20 protein-coding genes and 1 pseudogene are annotated in these 24,866 nt (G+C 66.7%); 7 read left to right on the top strand and 14 right to left on the bottom strand.

Annotated elements, in window-relative coordinates; all coding sequences use genetic code 11:
* Positions 1-33: 33 nt before the first annotated feature.
* The 3 genes from TEP_RS09400 to TEP_RS09390 are packed head-to-tail and all read right to left on the bottom strand — an operon-like array spanning position 34 to position 2,089.
* Complete coding sequence (locus tag TEP_RS09400; RefSeq protein WP_240790672.1) at positions 34-435, bottom strand: hypothetical protein; 402 nt, start codon at positions 433-435, stop codon at positions 34-36.
* Positions 432-914, bottom strand: a complete 483-nt coding sequence (locus tag TEP_RS09395) for a hypothetical protein (RefSeq protein ID WP_240790671.1) — start codon at positions 912-914, stop codon at positions 432-434. The genes TEP_RS09400 and TEP_RS09395 overlap by 4 nt, the downstream gene beginning before the upstream one ends.
* An 11-nt stretch (positions 915-925) precedes the next feature.
* Positions 926-2,089 (bottom strand): zinc-dependent alcohol dehydrogenase, encoded by a 1,164-nt coding sequence (locus tag TEP_RS09390; RefSeq protein ID WP_132825104.1) that lies wholly within the window; start codon positions 2,087-2,089, stop codon positions 926-928.
* A gap of 212 nt (positions 2,090-2,301) precedes the next feature.
* Here TEP_RS09390 and TEP_RS09385 point away from each other — a divergent pair, with 212 nt between their 5' ends.
* Entirely contained in the window at positions 2,302-2,940 is a 639-nt protein-coding gene (locus tag TEP_RS09385; protein ID WP_132825103.1) for a DUF6766 family protein, read from the top strand.
* Between the two features lie 263 nt (positions 2,941-3,203).
* Positions 3,204-3,659 (top strand): DUF4142 domain-containing protein, encoded by a 456-nt coding sequence (locus TEP_RS09380; RefSeq protein ID WP_165933911.1) that lies wholly within the window; start codon positions 3,204-3,206, stop codon positions 3,657-3,659.
* A 25-nt stretch (positions 3,660-3,684) separates the two neighbouring features.
* Here the strand turns inward: TEP_RS09380 and TEP_RS09375 are convergent, their stop codons facing one another.
* The 3 genes from TEP_RS09375 to TEP_RS19765 form a co-directional block, all read right to left on the bottom strand.
* On the bottom strand, positions 3,685-4,131 hold the full coding sequence (locus TEP_RS09375; RefSeq protein ID WP_165933910.1) for a BLUF domain-containing protein: 447 nt from the start codon (positions 4,129-4,131) through the stop codon (positions 3,685-3,687).
* Between the two features lie 118 nt (positions 4,132-4,249).
* Complete coding sequence (locus tag TEP_RS09370) at positions 4,250-6,196, bottom strand: prolyl oligopeptidase family serine peptidase (protein WP_132825100.1); 1,947 nt, start codon at positions 6,194-6,196, stop codon at positions 4,250-4,252.
* Between the two features lie 82 nt (positions 6,197-6,278).
* Positions 6,279-6,419 carry a hypothetical protein gene (locus tag TEP_RS19765; RefSeq protein ID WP_165933876.1) on the bottom strand — a complete coding sequence of 47 codons (141 nt, stop codon included), beginning with the start codon at positions 6,417-6,419 and terminating at the stop codon, positions 6,279-6,281.
* A 342-nt stretch (positions 6,420-6,761) separates the two neighbouring features.
* On the opposite strand from TEP_RS19765, the gene TEP_RS09365 reads away from it, so the two are divergent.
* From TEP_RS09365 to TEP_RS09345, 4 genes are all read left to right on the top strand, one after another.
* The gene (locus tag TEP_RS09365; protein ID WP_132825099.1) at positions 6,762-7,877 is read left to right on the top strand and encodes a sensor histidine kinase; all 1,116 of its coding nucleotides are present in this window, start codon (positions 6,762-6,764) and stop codon (positions 7,875-7,877) included.
* 126 nt (positions 7,878-8,003) lie between these two features.
* Positions 8,004-9,146 carry a PAS domain-containing sensor histidine kinase gene (locus TEP_RS09360; RefSeq protein WP_132825098.1) on the top strand — a complete coding sequence of 381 codons (1,143 nt, stop codon included), beginning with the start codon at positions 8,004-8,006 and terminating at the stop codon, positions 9,144-9,146.
* A 22-nt stretch (positions 9,147-9,168) separates the two neighbouring features.
* Positions 9,169-9,513, top strand: coding sequence for a response regulator (locus TEP_RS09355; RefSeq protein ID WP_240790670.1), 345 nt, complete (start codon positions 9,169-9,171; stop codon positions 9,511-9,513).
* Between the two features lie 299 nt (positions 9,514-9,812).
* Positions 9,813-11,060, top strand: a complete 1,248-nt coding sequence (locus TEP_RS09345; protein WP_132825096.1) for an arsenic transporter — start codon at positions 9,813-9,815, stop codon at positions 11,058-11,060.
* A gap of 107 nt (positions 11,061-11,167) precedes the next feature.
* On the opposite strand, the gene TEP_RS09340 is transcribed toward TEP_RS09345, so the two are convergent.
* Entirely contained in the window at positions 11,168-12,220 is a 1,053-nt protein-coding gene (locus TEP_RS09340; protein ID WP_132825095.1) for a sensor domain-containing diguanylate cyclase, read from the bottom strand.
* A gap of 262 nt (positions 12,221-12,482) precedes the next feature.
* Here TEP_RS09340 and TEP_RS09335 point away from each other — a divergent pair, with 262 nt between their 5' ends.
* Entirely contained in the window at positions 12,483-12,665 is a 183-nt protein-coding gene (locus TEP_RS09335) for a hypothetical protein (protein ID WP_117311905.1), read from the top strand.
* 331 nt (positions 12,666-12,996) lie between these two features.
* Here TEP_RS09335 and TEP_RS09330 read toward each other — a convergent pair whose 3' ends face one another.
* The 7 genes and pseudogenes from TEP_RS09330 to TEP_RS09305 form a co-directional block, all read right to left on the bottom strand.
* Positions 12,997-13,869, bottom strand: a complete 873-nt coding sequence (locus tag TEP_RS09330) for an aldose epimerase (protein WP_132825094.1) — start codon at positions 13,867-13,869, stop codon at positions 12,997-12,999.
* Entirely contained in the window at positions 13,859-14,875 is a 1,017-nt protein-coding gene (locus tag TEP_RS19915; protein ID WP_343134002.1) for a glycoside hydrolase family 43 protein, read from the bottom strand. Before TEP_RS19915 ends, TEP_RS09330 begins: the two co-directional genes overlap by 11 nt.
* Positions 14,849-16,321, bottom strand: a pseudogene (locus TEP_RS19910) (MFS transporter); the annotation flags it as partial. The gene TEP_RS19915 and the pseudogene TEP_RS19910, both read right to left, overlap by 27 nt.
* 10 nt (positions 16,322-16,331) lie before the next feature.
* A complete protein-coding gene (locus TEP_RS09320; protein ID WP_132825092.1) occupies positions 16,332-19,004 on the bottom strand; it encodes a glycoside hydrolase family 3 protein in 2,673 nt (890 codons plus the stop codon).
* Positions 19,001-20,692, bottom strand: a complete 1,692-nt coding sequence (locus TEP_RS09315; RefSeq protein WP_132825091.1) for a glycoside hydrolase family 43 protein — start codon at positions 20,690-20,692, stop codon at positions 19,001-19,003. The genes TEP_RS09320 and TEP_RS09315 overlap by 4 nt, the downstream gene beginning before the upstream one ends.
* On the bottom strand, positions 20,692-22,674 hold the full coding sequence (locus TEP_RS09310; RefSeq protein WP_132825090.1) for a sialate O-acetylesterase: 1,983 nt from the start codon (positions 22,672-22,674) through the stop codon (positions 20,692-20,694). The genes TEP_RS09315 and TEP_RS09310 overlap by 1 nt, the downstream gene beginning before the upstream one ends.
* Entirely contained in the window at positions 22,671-24,803 is a 2,133-nt protein-coding gene (locus TEP_RS09305; protein ID WP_132825089.1) for an alpha-glucuronidase family glycosyl hydrolase, read from the bottom strand. The genes TEP_RS09310 and TEP_RS09305 overlap by 4 nt, the downstream gene beginning before the upstream one ends.
* Positions 24,804-24,866: the final 63 nt, after the last annotated feature.

Genomic DNA, 24,866 nt, shown 5'->3' with positions numbered 1-24,866 from the left:
AATTCCTTGGTATCGCAGCGGATCAGCTGCACCCTACTCTCTCACCTCCGGCTGTAGGTGGAGGTGATGAAGCTGTCTCACACGCTGCGGGTCCCCACCGTCCAGCGGGTTGGCTCGGACAGTCTTGAACCAGTCCGCATAGGGGGTGTTCTTTACCAGGTGCCGGTTGTAGTCCGTGCTGCCGTCGGTCCACCAGACCGGGCCGCGTTCGCCCAGCCCCTGCTTGGCAGCATCCACAGCGTTTCGCGCGTCACGTAACGCCCTTGCGTTGCCGGCCTTCATTGCCGCTCGCACGGCGCGGCGCGCTTCCATCAAGGCAGCCACCAGCTGCGCACGCGCTCCGGCGCTCAGGTTGGGATTGGATGCCCGCCAGAGCCGCCCGCGCACCACCAGATAGCGCCGGTCGGGGGTGAGCGCGGGACCGGCGTTGCTCACAGGGTGCGATTCCGTGTCGCGCGCACACAGAGCATCAGTTCGTACAGCCAGGGGGCACCGACGATCAACGTGGCCGATACCAGCGCAGCTGACCACAGGGACGGCGGCGCCGGCTGCCAGGTAAGTGTCCATTGCGCCTGCGATCGCCAGACGATCCAGGCAAGAAACATCCACGGTGCCATGTCGAGGACGCTGTGCACGTGCTGCTCGGCCGGACTGATCCGTCGGCGCCCGTCTGCACTGGCCGTATCCAGATAGCCCACCACCGCGTGTGCCGCCGCCAGCACGCCCAACACCACCGCCAGCCCCCAGGTGTCGGCAAGCGCCAGCCAGGCCAGGACGCCGGCACCGATCAACGCCAGCTGCAGCCCATGCAGGACGCTTTCGCGAAGGCCCGAGGTATGGGCGATGTCGGCGCGACGGTGGAAGTGGAAGTCCAGCGTTCCGGCCAGCAACCACAGCGCGAAAAGAACCGCCATGACCGCGCCACTCATGGGGTCAGCACGATCTTCCGGCACTGGTCATCCTTTGCATCGAACATGGCGTAGCCCTGCGCCGCCTCGGCCAGCGTCATGCGATGGGAAATGATGTTGCCCGGATCCAGTCGCCCCTCCAGGATCGCCACCAGCAGTTCCGGCATGAGGCCCTGCACATGGGTCTGCCCCATCTTGAACGTCAGCCCTTTGTCGAACGCGTCACCCAACAGAAACCCGTGGATGAAGCCGGCATACACGCCCGGGATGCTCACTACCCCGCCGCGCCGGGCGGCGGCAATGCATTGGCGGATCGCCACGCCGCTGCTGCCTTCCAGTTTGACGGCGGTCAGCGCACTCTCCAGCGCGCTGCCCTCGGCTTCGAAGCCGACCGCTTCAATGCAGGCGTCCACGCCGCGGCCGCCGGTCTGGCTGACGATGTAATCGGCGGGGTCATCCACCTTGCTGAAATCAATGGGAGTGACGCCGTAGGTACGCTGCGCGAAATCGAGACGGTACGGCAGATGGTCGACCATGAAAATGGTTTCGGCCCCGAGCAGCCGGCAGCAGGCCGCGCTCATCAGGCCCACCGGCCCTGCACCGAAGATCGCCACTGACGAGCCCTGCTTCACCCCGGCATTGAGCGCCGCCTGGTAGCCGGTGGGCAGGATGTCGGACAGGAACAGCACCTGTTCGTCCGCCACGCCTTCGGGGATGCGAAGCGGGCCTACGTTGGCCTTGGGTACGCGCACGAACTCGGCCTGCCCTCCGGCGATGCCACCGTACAGGTGGCTGTAGCCGAACAAGGCTGCAGGGGGCATCAGGCCTTTCGCATTCAATGCCGCACCCTTGCCGGGATTGGTGGTCTCGCACGCCGCATATTCCGCCAACTGGCAGTGGAAACACGCGCCGCAGGCGATCACGAACGGAATGACCACCCGGTCGCCAGGCTGCACCTGGGTGACCGCCGAACCCACATCCTCCACGATCCCCATGAATTCGTGGCCCAGCACGTCGCCGGTATGCAGATCGGGAATCTTGCCGCGATAGAGATGCAGGTCCGAGCCGCAGATGGCAGTTGCCGTAACGCGAAGGATGAGGTCGTCATCGGCGGCCAGGACCGGGTCGGGCACGGTCTCGACACGAACGTCCTTGCGGCCATGGTAGGTAAGTGCCTGCATCGTCGTTCTCCCGCCGGTGTGGACCTGCAGGGTGGCACGGCGCCGGCTGCACAACGGGTGAGCCCGCAGTGTGCGTCGCGTCGATTCTGCTGCACGCGGTGCGTGCTGCAGGCGGGCGCTCGCACTGCCTCACCGCGGCCATGCACGGTGTTCACGCGTGTTTGCAAGCGCGTTCAGCACGCTGACGGCAGCGAATGCCCAAGAGGTGCGTCATGTGGAAGCGCAACGGCCTGTCCCTGGTCCTGCTTGGACTGATGCTGCTGTTTCTGGGGGGGCAGATAGCTGCGGGCCTGCAGGTGCACAACCAGGAACTGATGCAGCACGGCAGGCTGCCGCTGGACCTGTGGCACTACCTGCACAGCGGCCACTTCATGAGCGCAACCTTCGAGAACTGGGAAAGCGAGTTCCTGCAGATGGGTATGTATGTGCTGTTGACCGTAACGCTGCGCCAGCGCGGCTCGGCCGAGTCCCGCCCGCTGGATCCGGCGCAGGAGCAGGAGCGGATCGAAGCAGGTCCGACACCCTGGCCAGTGCGGCGCGGCGGGCTGTGGAAGTCCTTGTACAGCCATTCGCTGGCCATTGCCTTCGGCCTGTTGTTCCTCCTCAGCTTCATCCTGCACGCGGTGGGCAGCTGGCGCTCGGAACAACTGGAGCAGCAACTGCAGGGCCTGCCACCGCCCGGGTTCCTGGAGCACCTGTTCAGCAGCACGTTCTGGTTTGAATCGATGCAGAACTGGCAGAGCGAGTTTCTGGCCGTGCTGGCCCTGGTGGTATTGACCATCTTCCTGCGGCAGAAGGACTCGCCGCAGTCGAAGCCGCTGCAGGCACCGCACTCGCAGACCGGCGATTGAGGCCTGCTGCACCAGGTTACTGTGTTCACGCTGTGAGCATCGCGTCTGCGCAGCGATGCGTGCGCTGGCGCCGGCGTCTCACCGTCATCAGCCTGGCTGCACCACGCTGCAGGCCCAGCAGCGGAGACCGCCTCAATGAAACCACGTACCACATGGCTGTACGCCAGCGCGATTGCCATGGCGTTCGCCGCGCCTTCGGCGCTCGCACAATCATCACCGATGGGGGACCGGGTGCCGCCCGTTGCGCGGCAGCTGCCTGCGCAATGGATCAGCCTGCTGCACTTGGCACGCTGGCGGCCATCAATAGCGGAGAGATCGATGCCGGTCGTGCAGCGCTGAGCCAGGCGCAGGACGCCCGTGTAAAGCGCTACGCGCAGAAGATGGTGGACGCCCACACCGCAAGCAACCGGCAGATGGCAGGGTGGAAGGTGGACACTACCGCGCCTGCGGCATTGGAAAAGAAGGAGGACGGAAAGAGAACGCTGTCCATGCTGAAGCAGGCCAAGGGCGCTGCGTTCGGCGGTGCCTATCTGCGGGCCATGGTCAATGACCACCAGGGCGCGTTGGCAGTGCTGGACGCGCGGCTGGTTCCCTCGGCCCAGGACGCCGATGTGGCCAGCTTTCTGAAGACCACGCGCATGCATGTGGCCGAGCACCTGACAGAGGCGCAACAGCTCCTCTCGCAGATGACGGGGAGCGGCAGGGACAGCAAGCCTTGACCCGGCTGGAGCGCTGTACCCGGTTTCACCCGGCATGCTCCAGCGGAGCGTTCGCGCCGTCGCTGTTGATCAATCCGATCAAGCGGTCAATGGCGGTGCCAGCACCGGCGACGCCTTGGCGGGTGCGCACCAGGGCGCTCCAGTCCGACAACACCAGTTCACGCAGCGCAGGCGGTGAACTGGGCACAAGACGCATGGCCCAGCCCGGAAAGCGCCGCGCATCAATGCGTCCGCGGCAGAGCTCCATCATTTCATGATGTGAGGTTGCCGCGCAGATGCGCCGGTAGACCTGTCTCAGCGCAGGATCCGGGCCTTCAATGTACTGCAGGAACCGCTGGCCGTCATGCAGAAGGACGCCGGTGACGGCCAGTTCCGCATTCGCGGCGGCGGCCATTTCCACCACAAGCGCCAGCCGTTCACTGTCCAGGCCCGCCACCGCCTGACTGGCGTAGACAATCGCACTCAGTGGCATGTGGTGTACTCCAACAGTGGACAGATGGGCCCGCCATGGCACCAACAGAGGGTGCACCTTGAGGGGGATGCGGGGTGTGCGCAGCCTGGCCTGGTGCGCGTCGACATGATCAGCCGCCTCATCCTTCCTCCTGTGCGTCGGCCTCGCTCTGCACCAGGAAGTCGACGATGCGGCCGTGATAGTCCGCGCGGTGGGAGGGCCTGCCGGATGCCGCCAGCCCATGGCTGCCGCCCGGGTAGATCACCATCGATGCATTGGGGCAGCCAAGCCGGAGCAGGCGCGTGTAGAGTTCCTCCGCCTGCCCGACCGGGCAACGCTGGTCCTGATCACCGTTGAGCAGGAGCACGGGCCGCGTGACCTTGCCGAAATATTCCACCGGCGACAGTGCGTCATAGCGATCGCGGACATCATCGATCTCCCCGCCCATCGCATAAGGTGCGACATAATAGCCGGTGTCGGAGGTGCCAGCGTGCGAAGCTACGTTTGCCACGGGCGCGCTGATGACCGCTGCACCGAACTCTGGACCGTTGGCGATCGCCCAGGCGCTGAGAAATCCGCCATAGGACTTGCCCGACGCGGCGACGAACGTGCTGGCGCGCCCGGTCTGCTGCAACTGGGCGACGATCGACTGTATCTGTGGAAAATCCAACGCTCCCCAGCGTCCGCACAACCGGCGCGCAAAGGCATCGCCGTAGCCGGACGACCCCACCGTATTGGCCGCGATCACTCGCCACCCCTGCGCGACCAGCGCATAGAGGTAGACATGGCTGGCAAAATCCATCAATGCCACGCTGTGCGGGCCACCATGCATGTCCACCAGCAGCGGCAGCTGGCCGCCCTTCTGTTGCCAGGGACTGAAAATCCAGACATCGATGGCCTCCTGGCCACCGTCTCCGTCGGGCACGGTGAAGCGCTCCTTCTCGCAGTGCATGCGCAAGCGCTCGCTGAGGGCGCGGTTCAGCGAAGTGGCGCAGCAGGAGGCCCGGTCCGGGGCCCATGCCAGCAGATGCACCTCATCAAGGATGCACCAGGTGGTGAAGACGCACACGGGCCCGCTGCCGCCGGCGGCAAGCAGGCTGACCTGCGAAGCGCCCAGATCGCGCAGCACCGGTTCGGTGCCGTCAGCATTGATGCCAAGCAGAGGAAAAAGGCCACGGTCGTTGGCGATCGTCAGCAGCCGTTGGTCGCCTGGCTCCCAGAGGATCTGCCCGGTTTCCAGCGCATGCGGGCCGAGCGGCCCGGATACGTGCGTACCATTCCAGACATGCAGGTAGCTGGCGGAGTCGCCTTCGAGGGTGTTGCCCGCGAATGCCAACGATTCACCGTTACCCGACCATACCGGCCCGATGACCGTCGCCATGTTGGTGGTGACCGGCCGCGCCGGGGCGTGGTCGTCAATCACCCACAGATTGGAGCGATGGCGTTGCGTGCCGCTACCATGGGCAACGTAGGCCAGCCGCCGGCCATCCGGCGACCACACGCCTGAGGTGACATCGAAATCTCCGCAGGTGAGCGGGCGTGGTGGCCTGCTGCCGTCGGCATGGATCTCGAACAGGTGCCGACGGAACCCTGCCGTGTAGCCACTGCCATCGAGCTTGAACGGCACGTGGTGAATCACATGCGGACGGGCTGGGTGCTGCACGTCGTCGCGCCCGTCCTCTGCATAGGGCAGCTTGATCAATGCCAGCAGCCTGTCGCTGTCGCTGGACCACTGCAGAAGCTGTTCGATCTCCAGATCACCCAGGCCCGGGACTGGCCAGGCCTCTCCTCCTTCCGGCGAAATGAGGTAAGGCACAGGCAAGTTGTTGCCTTGCCGCGAGGACAGGAATGCAATCCGATCGCCCGCAGGTGAGACGCGGGGTGATGCAGCGCTGCCCTGGTGGGTCAGCTGGCGCGCATCGCAATGGCCGCGGTCGGTATGCAGCACCCACAGCGCCGACTGATAGTGGTCGCCATCCTGCTGTGGGCGGGAGGTCGTAAAGGCAACCAGGTTGGAGGTGGGGACCGCATCCAGGGCGACGACCTTGACATGTTCATAGAGGTCGGACGGTCCGATGGCCGACATGGGATCTCCCGGCTTCAGGTAATGACGTGATTCCTTGAGGCGCCCCGGACCTTGCCGGGGCGCCGACGCTGCACCGTCGGGATCAGCGCTCGTTGCGCTGGTTCTGGCGGTTGTCCTGCTGGTTCTGCTGATCCTCGCGATTTTCCTGCTGGTTCTGCTGCTGGTTCTGCTGGCCCTCGCGGTTTTCCTGCTGGTTGCGGTCGTTCTGGTTGTTCTGGGTCATCTCGGCATTCCTCATTGAGCCGCCGGAACATTCCTGCGGTGTGCATGGACAGTGCGCCACCATGCAGCCATGGCATCGTCTTGCGGGCGTATGTCCGCTGTGAGGAGCTTCGGCCTCATCTACACGCGGCCGTCGCGAGGTGGTGGTTCGGCGGCCGGCGCGCTTGCTTTGATTGCCTGCTACGGGGGAGGCGGGACCGCCCTTTCCAGGGGCCGCACATAGCGGGTCCATCCTTGCCCGCCACCCGCATGACTGCGTGGCCGAAGCGGTCCGGGCGTGCTCACGTGGGCGGTCGTGATGTGCGGTAGGATCCAGCATCAGTCCCCTCACCGATCAACAGCTATGCGCCTGGCCGACTTCATCGAGCAGAATTCGCGGGCCATCATTGAGGATGCCGTCAGGTTCGCAGAATCGCAGGCGCCATCGGCAGCGGATTTCAGCCTGAAGGAGCTGCGGGACCACCTGCCACAGATACTGCAGGCAATCGTCGGCGAGCTGAGGTCCGTACGCACCGACGACGAGCGGGCCATGCAAGCGCAAGGGCATGCGCCGGTGCAGGCAGGGCCGGAATCCGCTGCCAGCTACCATGGCAGGACGCGTGCTGTCGCAGGCTTCGGCCTGAATCAGATGGTGGCTGAGTACCGGGCGCTGCGGGTTTCGGTATTGAAACGTTGGGCCGACAGCCAAGCGCTGGTTACCGCGTCCATCGAGGACATCCTGCGATTCAATGAGGCGATCGACCAGGCGGTTGCAGAATCACTGGCGCAGTTTTCCGCGGAAGTGGAGTCCTGGCGACAGATCTTTCTGGCCGCGCTTGGGCACGACCTGCGCGGCCCGCTGGCGGCGGTAATGTTCTCGGCTGACATGTTGTCCGAAGAACTGCAGGACCCACTGCACGCTCGGCAGATAGAGATGATTCTCAACGGCAGCATGCGCATGACCAAGCTGCTGGACGATCTGCTCATCTACAGTCGCAGCAAACTGGGCGGTGGCATGAAAATATCTGCCGAGCCCTGCGATCTGGCATCGGCGCTGGGTGAGGAAATCGATCTGCTACGGGCATCATTGCCTACCGTATCGATCCGCTACAGCGCCACCGGTGATACCTCGGGGTGTTTCGATGCATCCTCGCTGCGGGAGGCGCTGCACAATCTCACCACCAACGCAGCAAAATACGGGCATCCGGATACCGACGTCGTGGTTGCTGTGGCCGGACACCCCCGCCACGTGCTGATCACTGTCGCCAACGCCGGGGAGCAGTTGTCGGAGGATGTGCTGAGGACAATGTTCGATCCCCTGCGCCGCGGCCCGCACAACGCTTCGCAGGGCGAACACACCAGCCTGGGGCTGGGCCTGTTTCTCGTGCGCGAAATCAGCCGGGCCCACGGCGGAAGTGTTGAGGCCCATTGTCTGGATGGGATTACCACGTTCTCCATCACGCTCCCACGCCAGCCGTGAGTGCCACCGGCGAGGCATCGGCCGGTAGCGCACACGCGATGTGAAGGCGTCATGACAACCGCTTGGCATCTCTTCCCTACACTTGCGGTCGTTCGCTTTTTGCAAGCTGTAACGGCAGGATGATCCATGAGCAGCACCCGACATTCCGACGGGGTCCTGACAGACCAGTCCCGGCAACTGAGCCTGTTGGTCAACTCGATCACCGACTACGCCATCTACATGCTGGACCCTGCCGGCGTCATCCGTACCTGGAATCCCGGCGGGCAGCGCATCAAAGGCTACAGCGCCGCCGACGTGGTCAACACCCACTTCTCCCGGTTCTACCTGCCTGAGGAGGCGGCAGCCGGGCTTCCGCAGCGCAACCTGAAGGTGGCGGCCGAGGAAGGCCGGTACATCGGCGAGGGATGGCGCCTGCGTCAGGATGGTTCGGTTTTCCGGGCCAGCATCGTCATCGATCCGGTCTGGGACAACGGCCAGCTGGTGGGATTTGCCAAGATCACGCGCGATATCACCGAGCTCTACCACGCCCAGGAGCAGTTGCTGCATGCGCAACGTGATCTTCTGCAGGCGCAGAAGATGGAAGCCATCGGCAAGTTCACCCTGGGTCTGGCGCACGACTTCAACAACCTGCTCACCATCATTTCAAACTGCCTGGACATGATCGGCGCCCAGGTGAAAGAGCAACCGGTCTCTTCGCTGCTCGCAACAGCGCAGCGGGCCGGGGACCGTGGCGCGCTGCTGACCCGCCAGCTGCTCACCTTTGGACGCGGACAGCCACTCGTACCAGAGTCGGTGGATCTGGCGACAATGCTGGGGGACTGCGAGGCCATGCTGCGGCGATCGGCGGGCGACGGCATCACGCTCAGCATCGAACTGCCCCCCGGCCTGCCACGCCTTTCGGTCGACAAGGCACAGTTGGAGGCGGCAATTCTCAATCTGGTGTCCAACAGTCGTGATGCACTGCCACGTGGCGGCGATATCGCCATCACGGCGTCTGCGCGCCAGGCACGCGATCCTGCCCACTCGGAGAGAGGGTTGTCAGGACACGTCTGCATTACCGTGGCCGATAACGGAGAGGGGATCCCTGTGGACGTGCAGGCGCGCGTCTTCGAGCCTTTCTTTACTACCAAGTCCGTCGGCAAGGGCAGCGGATTGGGGCTGAGCCAGGTGTTTGGCTTTACCAGCCAGTCCGGCGGATTCACCGAGCTTGAGAGCGAAGTCGGAAAGGGAACCCGGGTCCGCCTCTGCTTCCCTTTGGAAGAGCACTGAAATGTCGATACATGTTCTTTTCGTGGAAGACGAAGACGATCTCCGCAACATTGTTGCGGACGCCCTGGCCGCGCAGGGCTTTGCCGTTACCGCCGCCGAAAACGGGGTCGAGGCGATCGCGTTCCTGCGCGGCGACGCGCAGTTTGCCATCGTGGTGACGGACTACAGCATGCCCGAGGGCGCCTCCGGTCTTGATGTGGCCCGAGAAGCGGCAGTGGCACAACCCAATGCGCGGGTCATGATCGCCTCTGGCCTGCAACGCGCCCAACTGCCACCGATTCCCGATACCGTAAGGTTCCTGCCGAAGCCCTATCGGTTCGGGCAGCTGGTGACGGCCATCCACGAACACGTGTCAACAGGGCGCTGAGCAGGGCACATCCAGCGCACCCTCACTGCACGGCCAGGCCTCGGTGCCTGGCTACGAAGGCTGACCTGACCGCGGGCAGCGGGCGCTTCAACGTCACCCTGGCCGCGGCGGCCACCGTGTTCGGCATCGGTGCCGCCTTCAGCCCGGGCCTGGCGGGACTGGTGGTGCGGCTGGCAGGGTATGATGCCGCCTTCCTTGCACTTGCCGTGGTTGCAGCGGGCGCATTCCTGTTGGCCATGCGCGTCCCGGAGACGGGCAGCGCGGCCAAGCGCCGGTGCAGCTGAGACCCCATCGACTCCATGCTCGCTTCCAGTTCTCCCCTCCTCATCTGGGCGGCCGTGGCCGTTGCCACCGTTGGCCTGCTGTTCCGGCCGTTCCGCATTCCGGAGTACGTGTGGGCGCTCGGCGCGGCCGCGCTGCTTCCGCTGCTTGGCGCGGTGTCGTTCGGCACGACCTGGCACGCGGTTGCCGAAGGGCGGGATGTCTATCTGTTCCTGGTCGGCATGATGGTGCTGGCCGAGCTGGCGCGGCGCGAGGGTCTGTTCGATTGGTTGGCCTTGTATGCGGTGCGGCATGCAGGCGGCTCGGGGCGGCGCCTGTTCGATCTGGTGTTCCTGGTCGGCACGCTGGTGACGGTGTTCCTGTCCAACGATGCCACGGCGGTGGTGCTGACGCCCGCAGTCTATGCGGCGTGCAAGGCGGCCCGCGCCAACCCCCTGCCCTATCTGTTCGTCTGTGCATTCATCGCCAATGCGGCGAGCTTCGTGCTGCCTATTTCCAACCCGGCCAACCTGGTGGTGTACGGCAACCACATGCCGCCGCTGCTGCAGTGGCTGGCGCAGTTCGCGCTGCCGTCGCTGGCCGCGATCGGTGCCACGTATCTGGTGCTGCGCTGGGTGCATCGCCGCGAGATCGCGCAGCCGTTGGCAGCGTCGCCCGAGCATCGCCCGCTTACCGAGGGTGGCCGGCTGAGTGCGCTGGGCGTGTTGTTCACCGGCAGCGTGCTGCTGGTGACCTCCGCAATGAACGGCCCATTGGGCCTGACAACGTTCTGTGCGGGCGCGCTGAGCGTGGCGGTGGTGGCGATCCGCCAGCGCCGCGGCCCGCTGCCGCTGTTGCGCCACGTCTCCTGGGGCGTGCTGCCGCTGGTCGCTGGCCTGTTCGTGCTGGTTGAAGCGGTTTCGCAGACCGGCGTCATCCAGACAGCGGCCAGCAACCTGCAGGCGCTGGCGCAGACCTCGCCGCACCAGGCGGGCTGGCTGGCCGGAGGCGCAGCCGCACTGCTCAGCAACGTGGCCAACAATCTGCCCGTGGGCCTGGCGGCGGGCTCGCTGGGGCAGATGGCCGAGCTGCCGGCGCAGACGCGCGCGGCGTTGCTGATTGGCGTGGACCTGGGCCCGAACCTGTCGGTGACCGGCTCGCTGGCCACCATGCTGTGGCTGGTGGCGCTGCGCCGCGAGGGCGAGCATGTCAGCGCGCTCGACTTCCTGCGTGTCGGCGCGCTGGTAATGCCGCCCGCGCTGATCGGGGCCTTGCTGCTGCTTTGATCAAGGCCTGGCTGCAACCGCGGGCGCCCCTCTCGCGGTCAGTGCGTCCGCACGGGGTCGGCAGCCTGCTTCCTGAACACCTGGGCAGCTCCCCGTCTCGGACCAGGTCACTCGGCGTAGCTGGCGGTGTTCTTGCCGTGCCGTTTGGCGTGATAGAGCGCCTTGTCCGCCTTCGCCAGCCAGTCCTCTGCGCTTGCCGTGCCAGCCGCGGCGGCGATACCGATACTGACGCTGAACCGGATGTCGGCTGTTTCAGGAGCGCCCGGTTCCTGCAGGCGGCGCCTGATCTGCTCGGCCACACGCATGGCCTGCGCCGGTGTCCGCTGGCCCAGCAGGATGGCGAACTCGTCGCCCCCCAGACGCGCCGCCATGTCACCCGGCTGGGCCAGCTGACGCAGCACGACCGCGATGCGGCGAAGCACCTCATCGCCGGCACGATGGCCATGCGAGTCATTGATCCGCTTGAAATCATCAACATCGAGCATCAGCAGGCAGGCGCCGCCGCCGTGGTGCTGCCCCGTCTGCAGCATCTGCTGGGCGCGCTGGATCAGGAAGCCGCGGTTGGCCAGTTCCACCAGCGGGTCCATCCGGCTCAGGCGCTGCAGCTGGCGGTTCTGTGACTTCACCCGGCGCGCCAGTCGCCAGCTCAGCACGCTCAACCCAATGCCATAGACGAACAGGAAAGGCAGGCTGAGAACGATCGTGCGCTGCGAGGTGATGGGTTGATAAGGCAGGCCCAGGGCAAGCCAGGTGGCGGCGAACCCGACCACGAGGGCCAGGGTTGCCCTCGTTGCCAGGCGGATGCCGCCGGCGGCGATCTTGTCGGCCACCAGCAGCGCGGCAAACAAGGCACAGGGCACCGTGCTGAGGGCCATGAAGGCGATCCATGCGCCTCCAAAGAGAGAGTCGACGATCATGCAGCGGAACTGCGCTGCCGCCGGCTCGCGGGCGCGACGTGTCAGCAGCATTGCCAGCGCCGGCCATGCGAGAGCGTTGAGCAACAACAACAGCCAAGGGGCAGCCCCGGTCTGACGCTCCAGAATGATCGAGGCAATCGGAAGCGCGCCCAAGCCGTTTCCCACAAAGCGCATCCAGCCGATGCGCCGCGCCGCGCCGACGCCCTCGACGGCGACTTCCGTTGAATCAGTGAAGAACGGCATTGCCAGCTCTCCTGATGACCACTCCCCTGCAATGCACCCGGACATCCCTTTGTGCGCGAGTCTGACATCTGTGCGTCAACGACAGGTCAATGAGGCAGGGAGCGCTGCCATCGCAGCCGCATGCCGGGGCTGCGCACAAGGGTTGCTGGGGCGTGCGGCGGCCCTTCATCCGGTTGTCTTGCAGCGTTAACGCTCCCTGGCAGAGGCTGGTCGACACGCCCCATCAACACGCCCCAGGAGCACTCCAGTGAACGAGAAGAAGCTGCAGGATGACCTGCCTTTCAACCCTGGCGCCGACGTGGACGATGCGTCGAAGAGCCATACCCCGGACAGGCTCAGGAATGACAAAGCGACATGGAAGGAGCACGACATGCCCGATGATGGTGATGACCCCAAAGCTACGCCCGACGACTACGAACGGCCCGATCCCGATCCGACCGGCTAGGCACGGCGGGTTGACGCCAATTGAAGCCAACGGTGCGTGCCACGCGACATGGCGAGCCTCCTAGCTGAAGGTGCGGCCGCAGAGTGTGCTGTAGGCGCGCGCCGGATCGCGGGTTGCCGGTCAGCGGCCGGCACTACCGGACGCGACGCATGGGTAGCGCCGGGCCATGCCCGGCAGACGCGAAGATGGTAGCGCCGGGCCATGCCCGGCAGACGCGAAGATGGGTAGCGCCGGGCCATGCCCGGCGGATGCGAAGAACAGAAGGGCCGGCAGGCATTCGATGCAGCGGAACAGCCGGGGGGAGTTCCTGGCTTCTACTGCGGAGATGTGATCAGCCGGCGCCGGCGCCAGCCAGATCGTCATCGCTGCCGATCTCCCAACGCAGCTCGAAGTTCAGTTCCAGCTGCTGTCCCGGCTGCAACCGGGTCGGCGCCAGGGTGAATCCATCAGGTGGGCCGGTCTGCGGCTCGACGCAGGTGGCGTGCGCTGCCCCATCGTAGACCACCCAGTGATCGGTGTCGGCGCTCAGCCGCAGCCGCTGGCCGGCGGCAACCAGCGTCACTTCGGCCTGGTTGATGAAGCAGTCATCCCACGGCCCCTGCGTTGGCTGCACGCAGGGCAAGGTGGCGATACCCTCCCCGTCGCGCGGGTACATCGCGCTGGGTGCGAACAGCAGTCGCTCCGGCTTGCGGAACCAGGGGTGCCAGCCAAGCACGGCTGGCATTGCCATGGCACCGGCCTGCACCGCGAGGCGCAGCTTCAGGCGGTCGGGCTGCACGAGGAGGTGCTGCGATGCCCTGCCCCCGAAGGGCCAATAGGCCTCCTCAGGGAGGTCCAGCGACAGCAAGGCGCCGTCCGGTTCAAGGCGGTCGATGCGCCAGGGCCGTGAGAAGCCGACGCCATGGATGGCGTGCATTCCGAAGTTCACCGGCAGCTGATAGGGCCTGCCGTCGAAGGCGAAGCGCCCGTGGCGGATGCGCCCGGCCCAGGGCAGCATGGGATAGCACCCCCACGCAATGCTTGCCTGCCGGGCGTCATGTTCGCCGACGAGCCAGTCCACACCGTCGCAGCGTAGTTGGGCGATGCGGCCACCGGCTTCCGGTGCAAGCGCGACCTCCAGCCTGCCTGCCCGCAACCAGTGCAGTGGGCCGGCAGGCAGTGCCGCCTGCGCATCATCCTTGGGCGATGTCGGCTCAGGTGCCATAGGGATGGATCGTCCGGATGCTGCCGTCTGCTTCCATGTGCAGCGGTGTGCACTTGACCGAACGCAGGTGGGTGACCCCGCCAGACAACAACGCGTCGTGATAGAACAGGTACCACCGCCCCTGGAACGCACAGATGGAGTGATGGGTGGTCCAGCCCACCACGGGGGTGAGGATCACGCCGCGATAGGTGAACGGCCCGTACGGGCTGTCGCTGGTGGCATAGCACAGCAGGTGCGTATCACCCGTGGAGTACGACAGGTAATACCGGCCCTGATACTTGTGCAGCCACGGCCCTTCGAAGAAGCGACGTGCATGGTCGTCGGCGCGCAGCGGCTGCCCGTGCTCGTCCAGGATGACGATCTCCCGGGTGGGTTCGGCAAGCCGGGTCATGCCGGCGTCCAGTCGCCCGATACGCGGGCCCAGTGCCGGCGCCTCGCCGGCAGGTTCTTCATGCGCCGGGTCGTAGCGGTTGTCGCGGTACTTCTGCAGCTGGCCACCCCAGATGCCACCGAAACAGAGGTAGTGCGTACCGTCGTTGTCCTCGAACACGGCCGGGTCGATCGAGTACGCGCCCTCGATGGGTTCAGGTTCGGGAGTGAACGGGCCCTCCGGCCGATCCGCCGCCGCAACGCCGATGCGGAACCTGCCGTGCGCGTCCTTGGCCGGGAAGTACAGGTAATAGCGGCCATCGCGGGAGGCGGCATCCGGTGCCCACATCTGCTGGCTGGCCCAGGGCACGTCGCGCACATGCAGCGCCATGCCGCAATCGGTGGCCTCGCCCTCCGGCGTGTCCATCCGCAGTACGTGGTAGTCCTGCATGCCGAAGTGGCCGCCCTCATCGTCGAAGGGGGCGCCGCTGTCGATGTCGTGCGATGGATAGATGTACAGCCGCCCCTCGAACACATGGGCCGAAGGGTCGGCCGTGTAGATGTGGCTTACCAGCGGCTGGGAGATGGCGTGTGCTGCCAGTTGCTGCAGATCGCTGCCCTGGCGCCGCGACTGCAGGTCCTGCTCGATGCGGGTCTCCATGCGCTTGTTGATCTCGTAGAGGAAAAGCAGCGCTACCGCAGCCAGGAACGGCAAGGAGCAGTAGACGCTCACCGTCAGGCGGATGCCGTCCACCACGGCTTCGGGCTGCTGCGGTGCGCCTGCCTGGTAGCCGTGATGGGCGAGGATGCCAGCGACCAGCGCGCCACCGATGCTGAGCCCGATCTTCAGGCCACACAGCATCGCCGAGAAGACGATGGCGGTGGCACGGCGATGGTTTTTCCATTCGGAGTAGTCGGCGACGTCGGCGATCATCGCCCACAGCAGCGGGATGGTGATGCCGTAGCAGAATCCGTGCAGCATGAAGGCAGCGAAGGCCACGGCAACCGCCGTGGGCGGGAAGAAATAGAACGCCAGCAGGAATACGGTGGACACCAGCAAGGCACCGCCGAAGACATCACGCTTGCCGAAACGGTCGGCCAGGCGGCGCGACACGCCGATGCCCAGGATCATGCAGACGATGCCGCAGGCGTTGAACAGGCTGAAGGCCGATGTTGCCGGATCCTTCGGCCAGGCGAAGCCGGCCAGGCCCAGACCGTTGAGTGCCGCGTTGACGGCGCCGATGAAGCGGTTGAAGCCGGAGCTGTCCAGGAAGCCCGCCAGGGCGGCCTCGCTCATGTAGTACTGGAAGTAGTAGACGTAGGTGCCGCCCTTCAGCGACAGGTTGATGAAGACCAGGATGGTCAGCGCCAGCATCACCTTCCACGGGCGGTTGCGCAGCAGGTCGGACAGGTCCTGCAGCACCCCGGCAGTCTGTTCCTTCGCCGGTACGATGCGCTCGCGCGTGGTGGCGAAGGTGATCAGGAAGAACACCGTTCCCAGCACCGCAAATACCGTCATGACCCGCTCGAAGCCCAGCACCCGGTCGCCGTCGCCGAGGATCAGCACCAGCGGCAGCAGCAGGACCTGGATGATGAACTGCGCGATCATCACCGCCACGAAGCGGTAGGCCGACAGGCTGTTGCGCTGGGCCATGCTGCCGGTGAGCACGCCACTGAGTGCCGAGTACGGCAGATTGTTGGCCGCATACACGAGCATCAACAGGCCGTAGGTGGCCAGGGCGTAGACGACCTTGGCGCGCGGCGCCAGGTCGGGCGTGCTGAAGGCCAGCAGTGACAGCACCCCGAAGGGAATGGCCGTCCACAGGATCCACGGCCGGAACTTGCCCCAGCGGCTGACCGTGCGATCGGCGGCGATGCCGATCAACGGGGTGAACACGAAGGCACCGAGCACGCCGATCACGAAGATGATCGTGGCGGCCGTGGCGGGCGGCAGCCGGTACACATCGGTGTAGAAGAACGCGAGGTAGGTGATCAGCGTCTGGAAGATCAGGTTGGCGGCCAGGTCGCCCAGGCTGTAGCCGAGCTTCTCCCGGATGGACAGCGTGTGCCCGGTGCTTTCCATGCGGCGCGCATCAGTCACGGTTGGTCTCCACGGTGAACCCGGCCTTCGCGCGGATGTCGGCGCTGGAGCCGCCCACCCATGCCTCGTACGCGCCCGCCGGCACGGCATAGCCCCCGCGCGCGTCGTCATAGTGGCGCAGGGCGTGCTGCGCCTCCAGGTCGAACACCACGGTGCGCCGCTCGCCAGCGGCCAGGTGCACACGCTGGAAGCCGCGCAATGTCTGGCGCGCGTCGCCGGGCCCGGCCTGCAGCCGTCGCACATACAGCTGCACCACTTCGTCGCCGGCGCGCTTGCCCGTGTTGGCGATCTCGACCTGCACCTTGAGTGTGCCGTCGTTGGCGATGCGCGTTGAATCGAGCTGCAGCCTGCCGTAGTCGAAGCGGGTGTACGACAGCCCATGCCCGAACGGATACAGCGGGGTACCGCGGAAGTAGCGGTAGGTGCGCCCTTCCATCGTGTAGTCGTCAAAGGCCGGCATCGCCTCGTCCGCCCTGTAGAAGGTCACCGGCAGGCGCCCGCCTGGATTGACGTCGCCAAACAGCGCCTGGCCGACGGCAGTGCCACCGCGCTGCCCGGGATACCAGCTCATCAGGATGGCGGACAGATGCTGCTGCGCCCAGTCCACCGCCATGGCAGAGCCGCCGGTGAGGACCATCACCACCGGTTTGCCGGTGCCATGCAGCGCTTCCAGCAGCGAGCGCTGGGGCGCCGGCAGGCGCAGGTCGGTACGGTCACCGCCGGCGAAGCCCGGGTAGTTGACCTTCATCTCTTCGCCTTCGACATCGCCGGTGAGGCCGCCCACGAACACCACCACATCGGCGTTGCGCGCGGCCTCCAGTGCCGCTTCGAACGGCGGCTTGGCACCGGGCATGCGCCACCCCAGGCGGACGCCGGCATCGCGCTCGGCGTCGAAGTACTCAAGCCCCAGGTCATAGGCGCGGCCGGCCTGCAGGTCCAGGTCCACGCCATCGCCGTGCAGGCGATCACTGTTGGCCCAGTGGTCAAGCACCCGCTTGCCGTCCACGTAGAGGCGGAAACCATCGTCGGCGGCCGCCTCGATCCGGTAGCGCCCCGAGACGGGCGGCAGCAACTGGCCGGTCCAGCGGATGCTGAAACCATCGCTCGGGATGCCCTGCCCCGGTGCGGCTTCACCACGGGCCAGCAGGTTGTCGGTCGGGGAACCCCGATCCCAGCGGAATCCAATCTGGGCATCGGTGCGGACCAGGGCCGGAGTACCGGAAAGATCGGCGGTACGGAAGTACTCGCCGCGCAGCCCGCGCTCCGGCGAGTCAGCCGACGGGCGCAGGTAGGTCGCTTCGATCAAGGGTGTAGCGCTGGGATCGTCGCGCCCTTCAACCAGGTCCACGCCGCGTGCATAGCTCACCTCGATTCCCTTGGCGGCATCGCGGATGCCCTGCAGGAGGGTGACCGGCGCGGCCGGGGTGCCGAAGTAGTTGCCGAGCAGTGCCATGGTGTCATCGGCCGTGGGACCGATCACGGCGATGCGCTTGAGGTTGCGCGACAGCGGCAGCACGCCATCGTTCTTCAGCAGTACCAGCGATTCCTGGGCGGCCTTCAGGGCCAGCGCATCATGCGCCGGAGCCTGGTTGACCGACGCGGGAATCTGCGCCCAGCGCACGCGCTCGGGTGGGTCGAACATGCCCAGCCGCATCCGCGCGGCAAACAGGCGGGTCACCGCATCGTCGATCTCCGCCTCGCTGATCAGGCCCTGCCGTACTGCCGCCGGCAGCGTGGCGTATTCCTGGCCGCACTCCAGTTCGGTGCCGTTGCGGACCGCCAACGCGGCAGCCGCCTCGCGGCTTGGAACGATCCGGTGATGTTTCCAGATGTCGACGATGGCCCAGCAGTCGGACACCACGTAGCCCTTGAAGCCCCAGTCGCGGCGCAGCACGTCGCGCAGCAGGAACCGGCTGGCGCTGGCGGACTCGCCGTACACCCGGTTGTAGGCGCCCATCACCGCGTCCACCTGCCCCTCTTTCACCAGCGCCTCGAACGCGGGCAGGTAGGTGTCGTACAGGTCGCGCTTGCTCGGGCGCGCATCGAAGTGGTGGCGGTCGGCCTCGGGGCCACTATGCACGGCCAGGTGCTTGGCGGTGGCGTCCAGCTTGCGGTACACCGGGTCATCGCCCTGCAGGCCGTGCACGAAGGCCACGCCCATGCGGGCGGTGAGGTACGGGTCCTCGCCGTAGGTTTCCTGGCCACGGCCCCATCGCGGGTCGCGGAAGATGTTGATGTTCGGCGACCAGTAGGTCAGCCCCTGGTAGCGGCCATGCGAGCCCTCACGGAGGAACTGGTGGTGCTTGGCACGGGCTTCGTCGCTGATGGTGCTGGCCACCTGCCCCATCAGCGGCACATCGAAGGTGGCCGCCAGGCCGATGGCCTGCGGAAACACGGTGGCCTGCCCTGCCCGCGCCACGCCATGCAGGCCTTCGTTCCACCAGTCGTAGGCGGGAACGCCCAGGCGCTCGATCGCGGGCGCGGCGTTCTGCATCTGCGCTGCCTTCTCCTCCAGGGTCATCCGTGCGACCAGGGCAGCGGCGCGGTTTTCGAAGCTGGCCGAGGTGTCGAGCCAGGGCGCGGGCTCGGCTGCGTAACCCGTGCCCGCCAGCGCGATGGCAGCGCACAGGGCCAGCGTGCGGAAGATGGGAGTGCGCGTCATCATTTGCTCCTCAATGCACGCTCGTCGCGCGCGAATGGTCCCAGCAGGGCGCCGACGAAGCCGCCTGCACGATCCGTACTCAACACCGTTCCGTCCACGTCATCGGCCAGTGTCTGCCAGCCACGCCCGTCGCCGCTGTCGAAGGCGAACGCATAGCGGCCTTCGTCACCGGCGATCTTCAGACGCAGCGACGTCGCTGCCGTTGCCTGGCGCGTTGCCAGGGTGCGGGTGACACCGCCGCCGTCGCGCGCTTCCAGGAAGACCGCCACGCGGTCACTGCCAAGGCTGCGCACGCCAAGGAAATACCAGTGGGTCTCGCTCTGGAAAGCAGCCAGGCCTGCGGCCACGCCCGCCGCCGGCCGGCTCATGGCCGTGCTGGATTCGAAGCGCAGGTGCTGCTGGCGCCGGCCGAGGAACGCGGGGTTGCGCAGCGTGTCCAGGTTCTCCGCCAGCGGACGCACGGCCAAGGCCCCCGGTCGCTCGCGCAGGTCCGCCCACGGCTGCTTGGGGATGCGCACGCGAAGCCAGCCGCTGCCGAGTGCCGGCGCATCGAATTCGTCACGTTCGGTGAAATTGCCGGTGGACGGCGCCTGCGACGCTTCGCCCTGCATCCAGGAGGGCGCTCTGGCCGCATACGGAATGGCCTGGTTGGCCGGCAGGATCACCGGCCAGCCGTCACGCCATTGCACCGGCAGCAGATAGGTCTCGCGTCCGGTGTTGTAGTGGCGCGTGTCGTAGTTGCGGCTGGCAAGGAACACCGCCCACCATGAGCCGTCCGGCCCCTCCACCAGATCCGCATGCCCGGCATTGGTGATCGGCAACGGCCTGTCGGCGGGCAGGTCGCGCTGGGTGAGAATCGGATTGCCCGCATACGGCACGTAGGGCCCCCACACATCACGGCTGCGCAGCACCACCTGCGAATGTTGCGGCCCGGTGCCGCCTTCCGCATCGGAGAGGTAGTACCAGCCATCGCGCTGGTAGATGTGCGGCCCCTCGATCCAGATCGGGTTGCTGGCCGGCTCCACCCCGCCGTCGATCAACACCTTGCGGGGCCCCACCGGGGTGAAGGTCGCCAGATCCATCTGCTGCATCCAGATGGCACGGTGGCCCTCGTAACGTGGCGGGCCGGGCGGTACATCGTTGTTGAGCAGATACACGGTGCCGTCGCTGTCGAAGAACAATGACGGATCGATTCCGTCGATGCCAGGCAGCCAGTGCGGGTCCGACCAGGGGCCGGCAGGATCACGGGCGGTAGCGATGAAGTTGCCGCCGCTGTCGACAGCCGTGGTGACCACGTAGAACATGCCGTCGTGGTAACTGATGGCCGGTGCGAAGATGCCGCGCGACACGCCCAGTCCGTCGAAGTCCAGCTGCGACGGTCGGTCGATCACATTGCCGATCTGCTTCCAGTGCACCAGGTCCACGCTTTCGAACACCGGGATGCCCGGGAAGTAGGTGAAGCTGGAATTGACCAGATAGAAGCGCCCGTTTGCGGCGACGATGCTGGGGTCGGCATGGAACCCGGCAAGAATCGGGTTGCGATATTGCCCGGCCGGCAACGGCGCATCGAAGGCCGCGTCGCGACCGCTGTACTCGAACCAGTCGAAGTAGACCGGCGGCGCGGGCGGCACTGCCCACGCCTGCGGCAGCAACGACATCAACACGAGTACTGGAGCCAGCAGCAGACGCATCAGGGAGCCTCCGCAGGGGTGATGGAAAGCTCGAACGGGCCGGCGGGCGCCCCACTGCTGTCGCGCAGGGTGCACACCGGGCCATCGGCCCAGCAGTAGCGCACGCGCCCGTCCGTGTCAGCCAGCGGGCTGCGCAGCACGACGTCGTGCCCGTCCAACACCGCGTCGGCGTAGTGGCAGTGGTGCGCATCGGCGTCGCACAGCTCGAAGCCGATGGGGCCGTTCGCGCCGGTCGTGACCAGGGCGCCGGTGACGCCGTTGAAGCGGATACGCACGCCGGCGCGCGTGACCGATGCATCGCGTGCAGTTGGGCCGGCAGGCGCCAGGCTGCGCTCGCCATAGACCACATGGCGCGCCGCCCGCGCCAGCCGCCGGCCCAGTTCCTGCTTGTTCGGCGGGTGGATGTCGTAGGCATCGCCGATGTCGATTGCCACGGCCAGTCCGGTGCGCGGGTCTTCCGCCGCAGCGAGCCGCTGCGCCTCGCGCACCTGCGCCCAGCCACTTTCAACCGGCGCCACGGGTGGCTGGCCATAGCCGGCCAGCTGCACCAGCAGCAGCGGCGTGTGCGCGCCGAACCGCCCCCGCCAGTCGTCACGCAGGCTGCGCAGGCGTGCGAGGTATGCCGTTGCGTCGCCGGTGTTGGATTCACCCTGGTACCACAGCATGCCGCGCAGGCCATAGGCCCCCAGCGGCGCGATCATGCCGTTGTACAGCGTCGACAGCCCCGTGGCGGCGTGCCACGGTGCCAGCGGCGGCGCCTGTGCGCCTGGCGCCACCCGGTACTGCCAGCGGGCATCCAGCTCGATGCGCGTACCGTCATCCAGGCCGATGGCCTGCGCGCTCGCGGGCCCTGCAAGGCCACCCTCACCGTAGGTGTCCAGAACGTTGATCACCACGGTGTTGGCGCCGGCTTTCAGCAATCCGGCTGGCAGCGCATAGGTTCGCCGCTCGCCCGCACCGTACTGGCTGCCCACGGCCACGCCGTTCACCCAGGTCATGTCCGTCTCGTCGATGGGGCCGAGCTCAAGCTGTGCGCGCTTGGCTGCCTGGTCGGCGCTCAGCGTCACCTGGGTGCGGTACCAGACCATGCCGTTGTAGCCGGCCAGCGCTGGCACACCCCAGCGCTCCCACGCCCCGAGCGTGGCGGGTGCGCGTTGCCATCCACGGCTGTCGTTGCCTGGCTGCCAGGGTGCATCGGCGGCGACGGCATCGGCGCGTGTTGTCCACCAGTGTTGCCACTGCTGGCCCCAACGTTCGTTTGCCGCAGCCGGATCACGCGCGTACAGCGCGAACACGTCAAGCGCTGGGCCCAGGCCACCCTGCATGCGCAGGGCATCGCTGCTGGTCCAGGCCTCGATACGCGAGCCGCCCCACGCTGCCTGGATCAGCCCCATCGGAACGTCGACGGTCCTGCGCAGTTCACGCGCAAAGTAGAAACACGCGGCGGAAAAGTCACGCACGGTGTCCGGTGACGCGGGGCGCCATGCCACAGACGCGGAAAAATCACTCTGCGGTGAAACCGCCGCCGCCTTCGGCACGGTGAACAGGCGGATTCCCGGTTCCGTGGCGGAGGCGATCTCGCTGCCTGCATCAAGCGCGCGCCACACCGGAAGCTCCATGTTCGACTGCCCGGAACACAACCAGACATCGCCGATCTGCACGTCGCGCACGATCTGGCTGGCATGCCCGGAGCGGACCGACATTTCGTAAGGTCCGCCGGCTGCGGCAGGCGGCAGCGTTGCGTGCCAGCGGCCATCGCCAGCCGCGTGCGTGCTGACAGTGCGCCCTGCAAACGCCACGGAAACCGAGGCGCCCGGTGTGGCCTGGCCCCACACCGGAATCGGCCGGTCACGCTGCAGCACGGCGTGATCCTGGAACAGCGGATGCAGCAGCGCCATCGTTGGTTCCTGTGCCGCTGCACGCGTGGCGCAGCCGCCCATGGCAACCACCAGCAGCCATCCCACCCACGACGTCGGCTTCATCGGCCATCTCCTGGCGCGGAGGGAAACTGCAGGGCCTGGTACCAGGCCAGCGGATGCGGCGGCGCGGCTTCGCCTGCGGGCAACGGTCTGCCGCTCACCGACTGGAAGTACGCCACGCTGGCATCGCGCCACCACTGTGCTTCGCGCAGCTGGATACGCAGGAAGTCCGAGACCTGCGCATGCCGTTGCGCATCCACCTTGCCCTGCAGCCCCGCCCAGGTGGCCTGCATGGCCTGCACCTGCCGTACGCCCAGCGAATAGCGCCCGACCAGTTCGTCCCACAGCGCCCGCCCAGAGGCCATGCGGTGATCCCACGGCACGTGGTGGAACCACAGCAGCAGCGGCTCCGGAACCCGCGCCAGGTCGCCATACTGCTCGGCCACGCCGGGGGAATACTGGGCCACGGCGTTGCTGCCGCGTGCGGTGCGGTCGAAGCCGATGCCGTTGTGATCCGCACGGTGGTAGTACACCGACGTCCAGTCCGCGCGCGGGCCGCCATCGACCCATGGACCGGGACCATAGTGGTGCCCCCGCGCCATCAGATGGTGCAGGCCCAGTGGCGTCATGTAGTTCACCGCAGCCTCGCGCGAGGCCATCATCATCCCGACGATGGGCTGCACCACGCCGGGATCGGCCGAGAACGTCAGCGCCGCCCAGTCCGCCGCGATGTCCTGGGCCGATTGCCGCGGATCCCACGCAAGGCGCCCGAAGGCGTACCAGTTGGCCTGGTCGAAGTGCGATCCACTCCAGGTGCGGTCGTTGCCGATGTTGGCGACCCCGGCCATGCCGGCCAGGGACTGCGCCACGGTGGCCCCCTTGCCGCGTGTGCGGGTGTCGGCCCGCAGCACTTCCTCGTACAACGGCCCGAGGTAAACCAGATGCGTGGCAAAGCCCAGGTACTCCTTGGTGATCTGCACTTCCATCACCAGCGGCGTGCGCGGCATGGCCCCGAACAGCGGATGGAACGGCTCCCGCGGCTGGAAGTCGATGGGCCCGTTCTTCACCTGCAGCACCACGTTCGTGCGGAACGCACCATCCAGGCCGGCGAACTCGCTGTAGGCCTGCGTGGCCCGGTCGGCAGGAACGTCGTGCGCATAGACAAAGGCGCGCCACATCACCACGCCGCCGTGCGGGGCCAGCGCATCGGCCAGCAGGTTGGCGCCGTCGGCGTGCGAGCGGCCGTAGTCCTGCGGGCCGGGCTGCCCTTCCGAATTGGCCTTCACCAGGAAGCCACCGAAATCGGGAATGCGCGCGTAGATCTGCTCGGCTTTGTCCCGCCACCAGCGTTGCACGGCCGGGTCGAGCGGATCGGCGGTGTCGAGTCCGCCCAGCTCGATGGGTGCGCTGAAGCGTGCACTCAGGTAGACACGGATGCCGTACGGCCGGAACAGATCGGCCAGTGTTGCCGCTTTGTCGAGATAGTCCGGCGCAAGGCTCTGTGCGTCTGCATTGACGTTGTTGAGCACGGTGCCATTGATGCCTACGGACGCGTTGGCGCGTGCATAGTCGGTGTAGCGCGGGTCGCGCCACTCCGGCAACGTCTGCCAGTCCCACAGCGAGCGGCCTGCGTAGCCACGTTCGACATGGCCATCCAGGTTGTCCCAGTGGTTGAGCACGCGCAGCCGGAGCCGTGGCGATTGACGCACATTCAGGGCGTCCAGTGCAGCGCCCGTCTGCAGCAGCCGCAGCAGATGGAACACCCCGTACAGCACGCCGATATCCCGCGGTGCGGCGACCAGCAGCACATCGCGTCCGCCCACCCGTGTGCGCTTGAGCAGGTAGCCTTCCTCGCCCAGCGGCTGCATCTGCGCACGCAACGGCGCGATCAACGCCGACGACTGCGGCGTACCCAGCACCAGCATGGGGCCGGTGGCTGCCGTACCTGCCAACTGCGGAGCGCTGCCGAGCAGCCCGGCCAGTCCACGCTGCAGTTCATCGCGCGTGGCGCGCTGCGTGGCGGTGTGATCAGGGGCCACCACCTGCCCCAGGCGGATGCGGTAGTCGGCAGCGAGGGCCGGTTCGAGCGGAACGTAGCGCATCCACAGGGCATGGCCATCCTCTGCGCGCGCGTCGCCCATGCAGGCCAGCAGCGCCAGCAGCGCCAGCAGCGCCAGCACGGCAGCGAACATCCAATGACACCGCTCGCCATCCGGACCGGACCGCTGGTTGGCCGGCAAACCTTGTAAGCTCCG

Origin of the sequence: Stenotrophomonas sp. TEPEL, assembly GCF_004348785.1 — a bacterium.
Lineage (GTDB): Bacteria > Pseudomonadota > Gammaproteobacteria > Xanthomonadales > Xanthomonadaceae > Stenotrophomonas > Stenotrophomonas indicatrix.
This window is presented reverse-complemented; position numbering and strand designations above follow the sequence as displayed.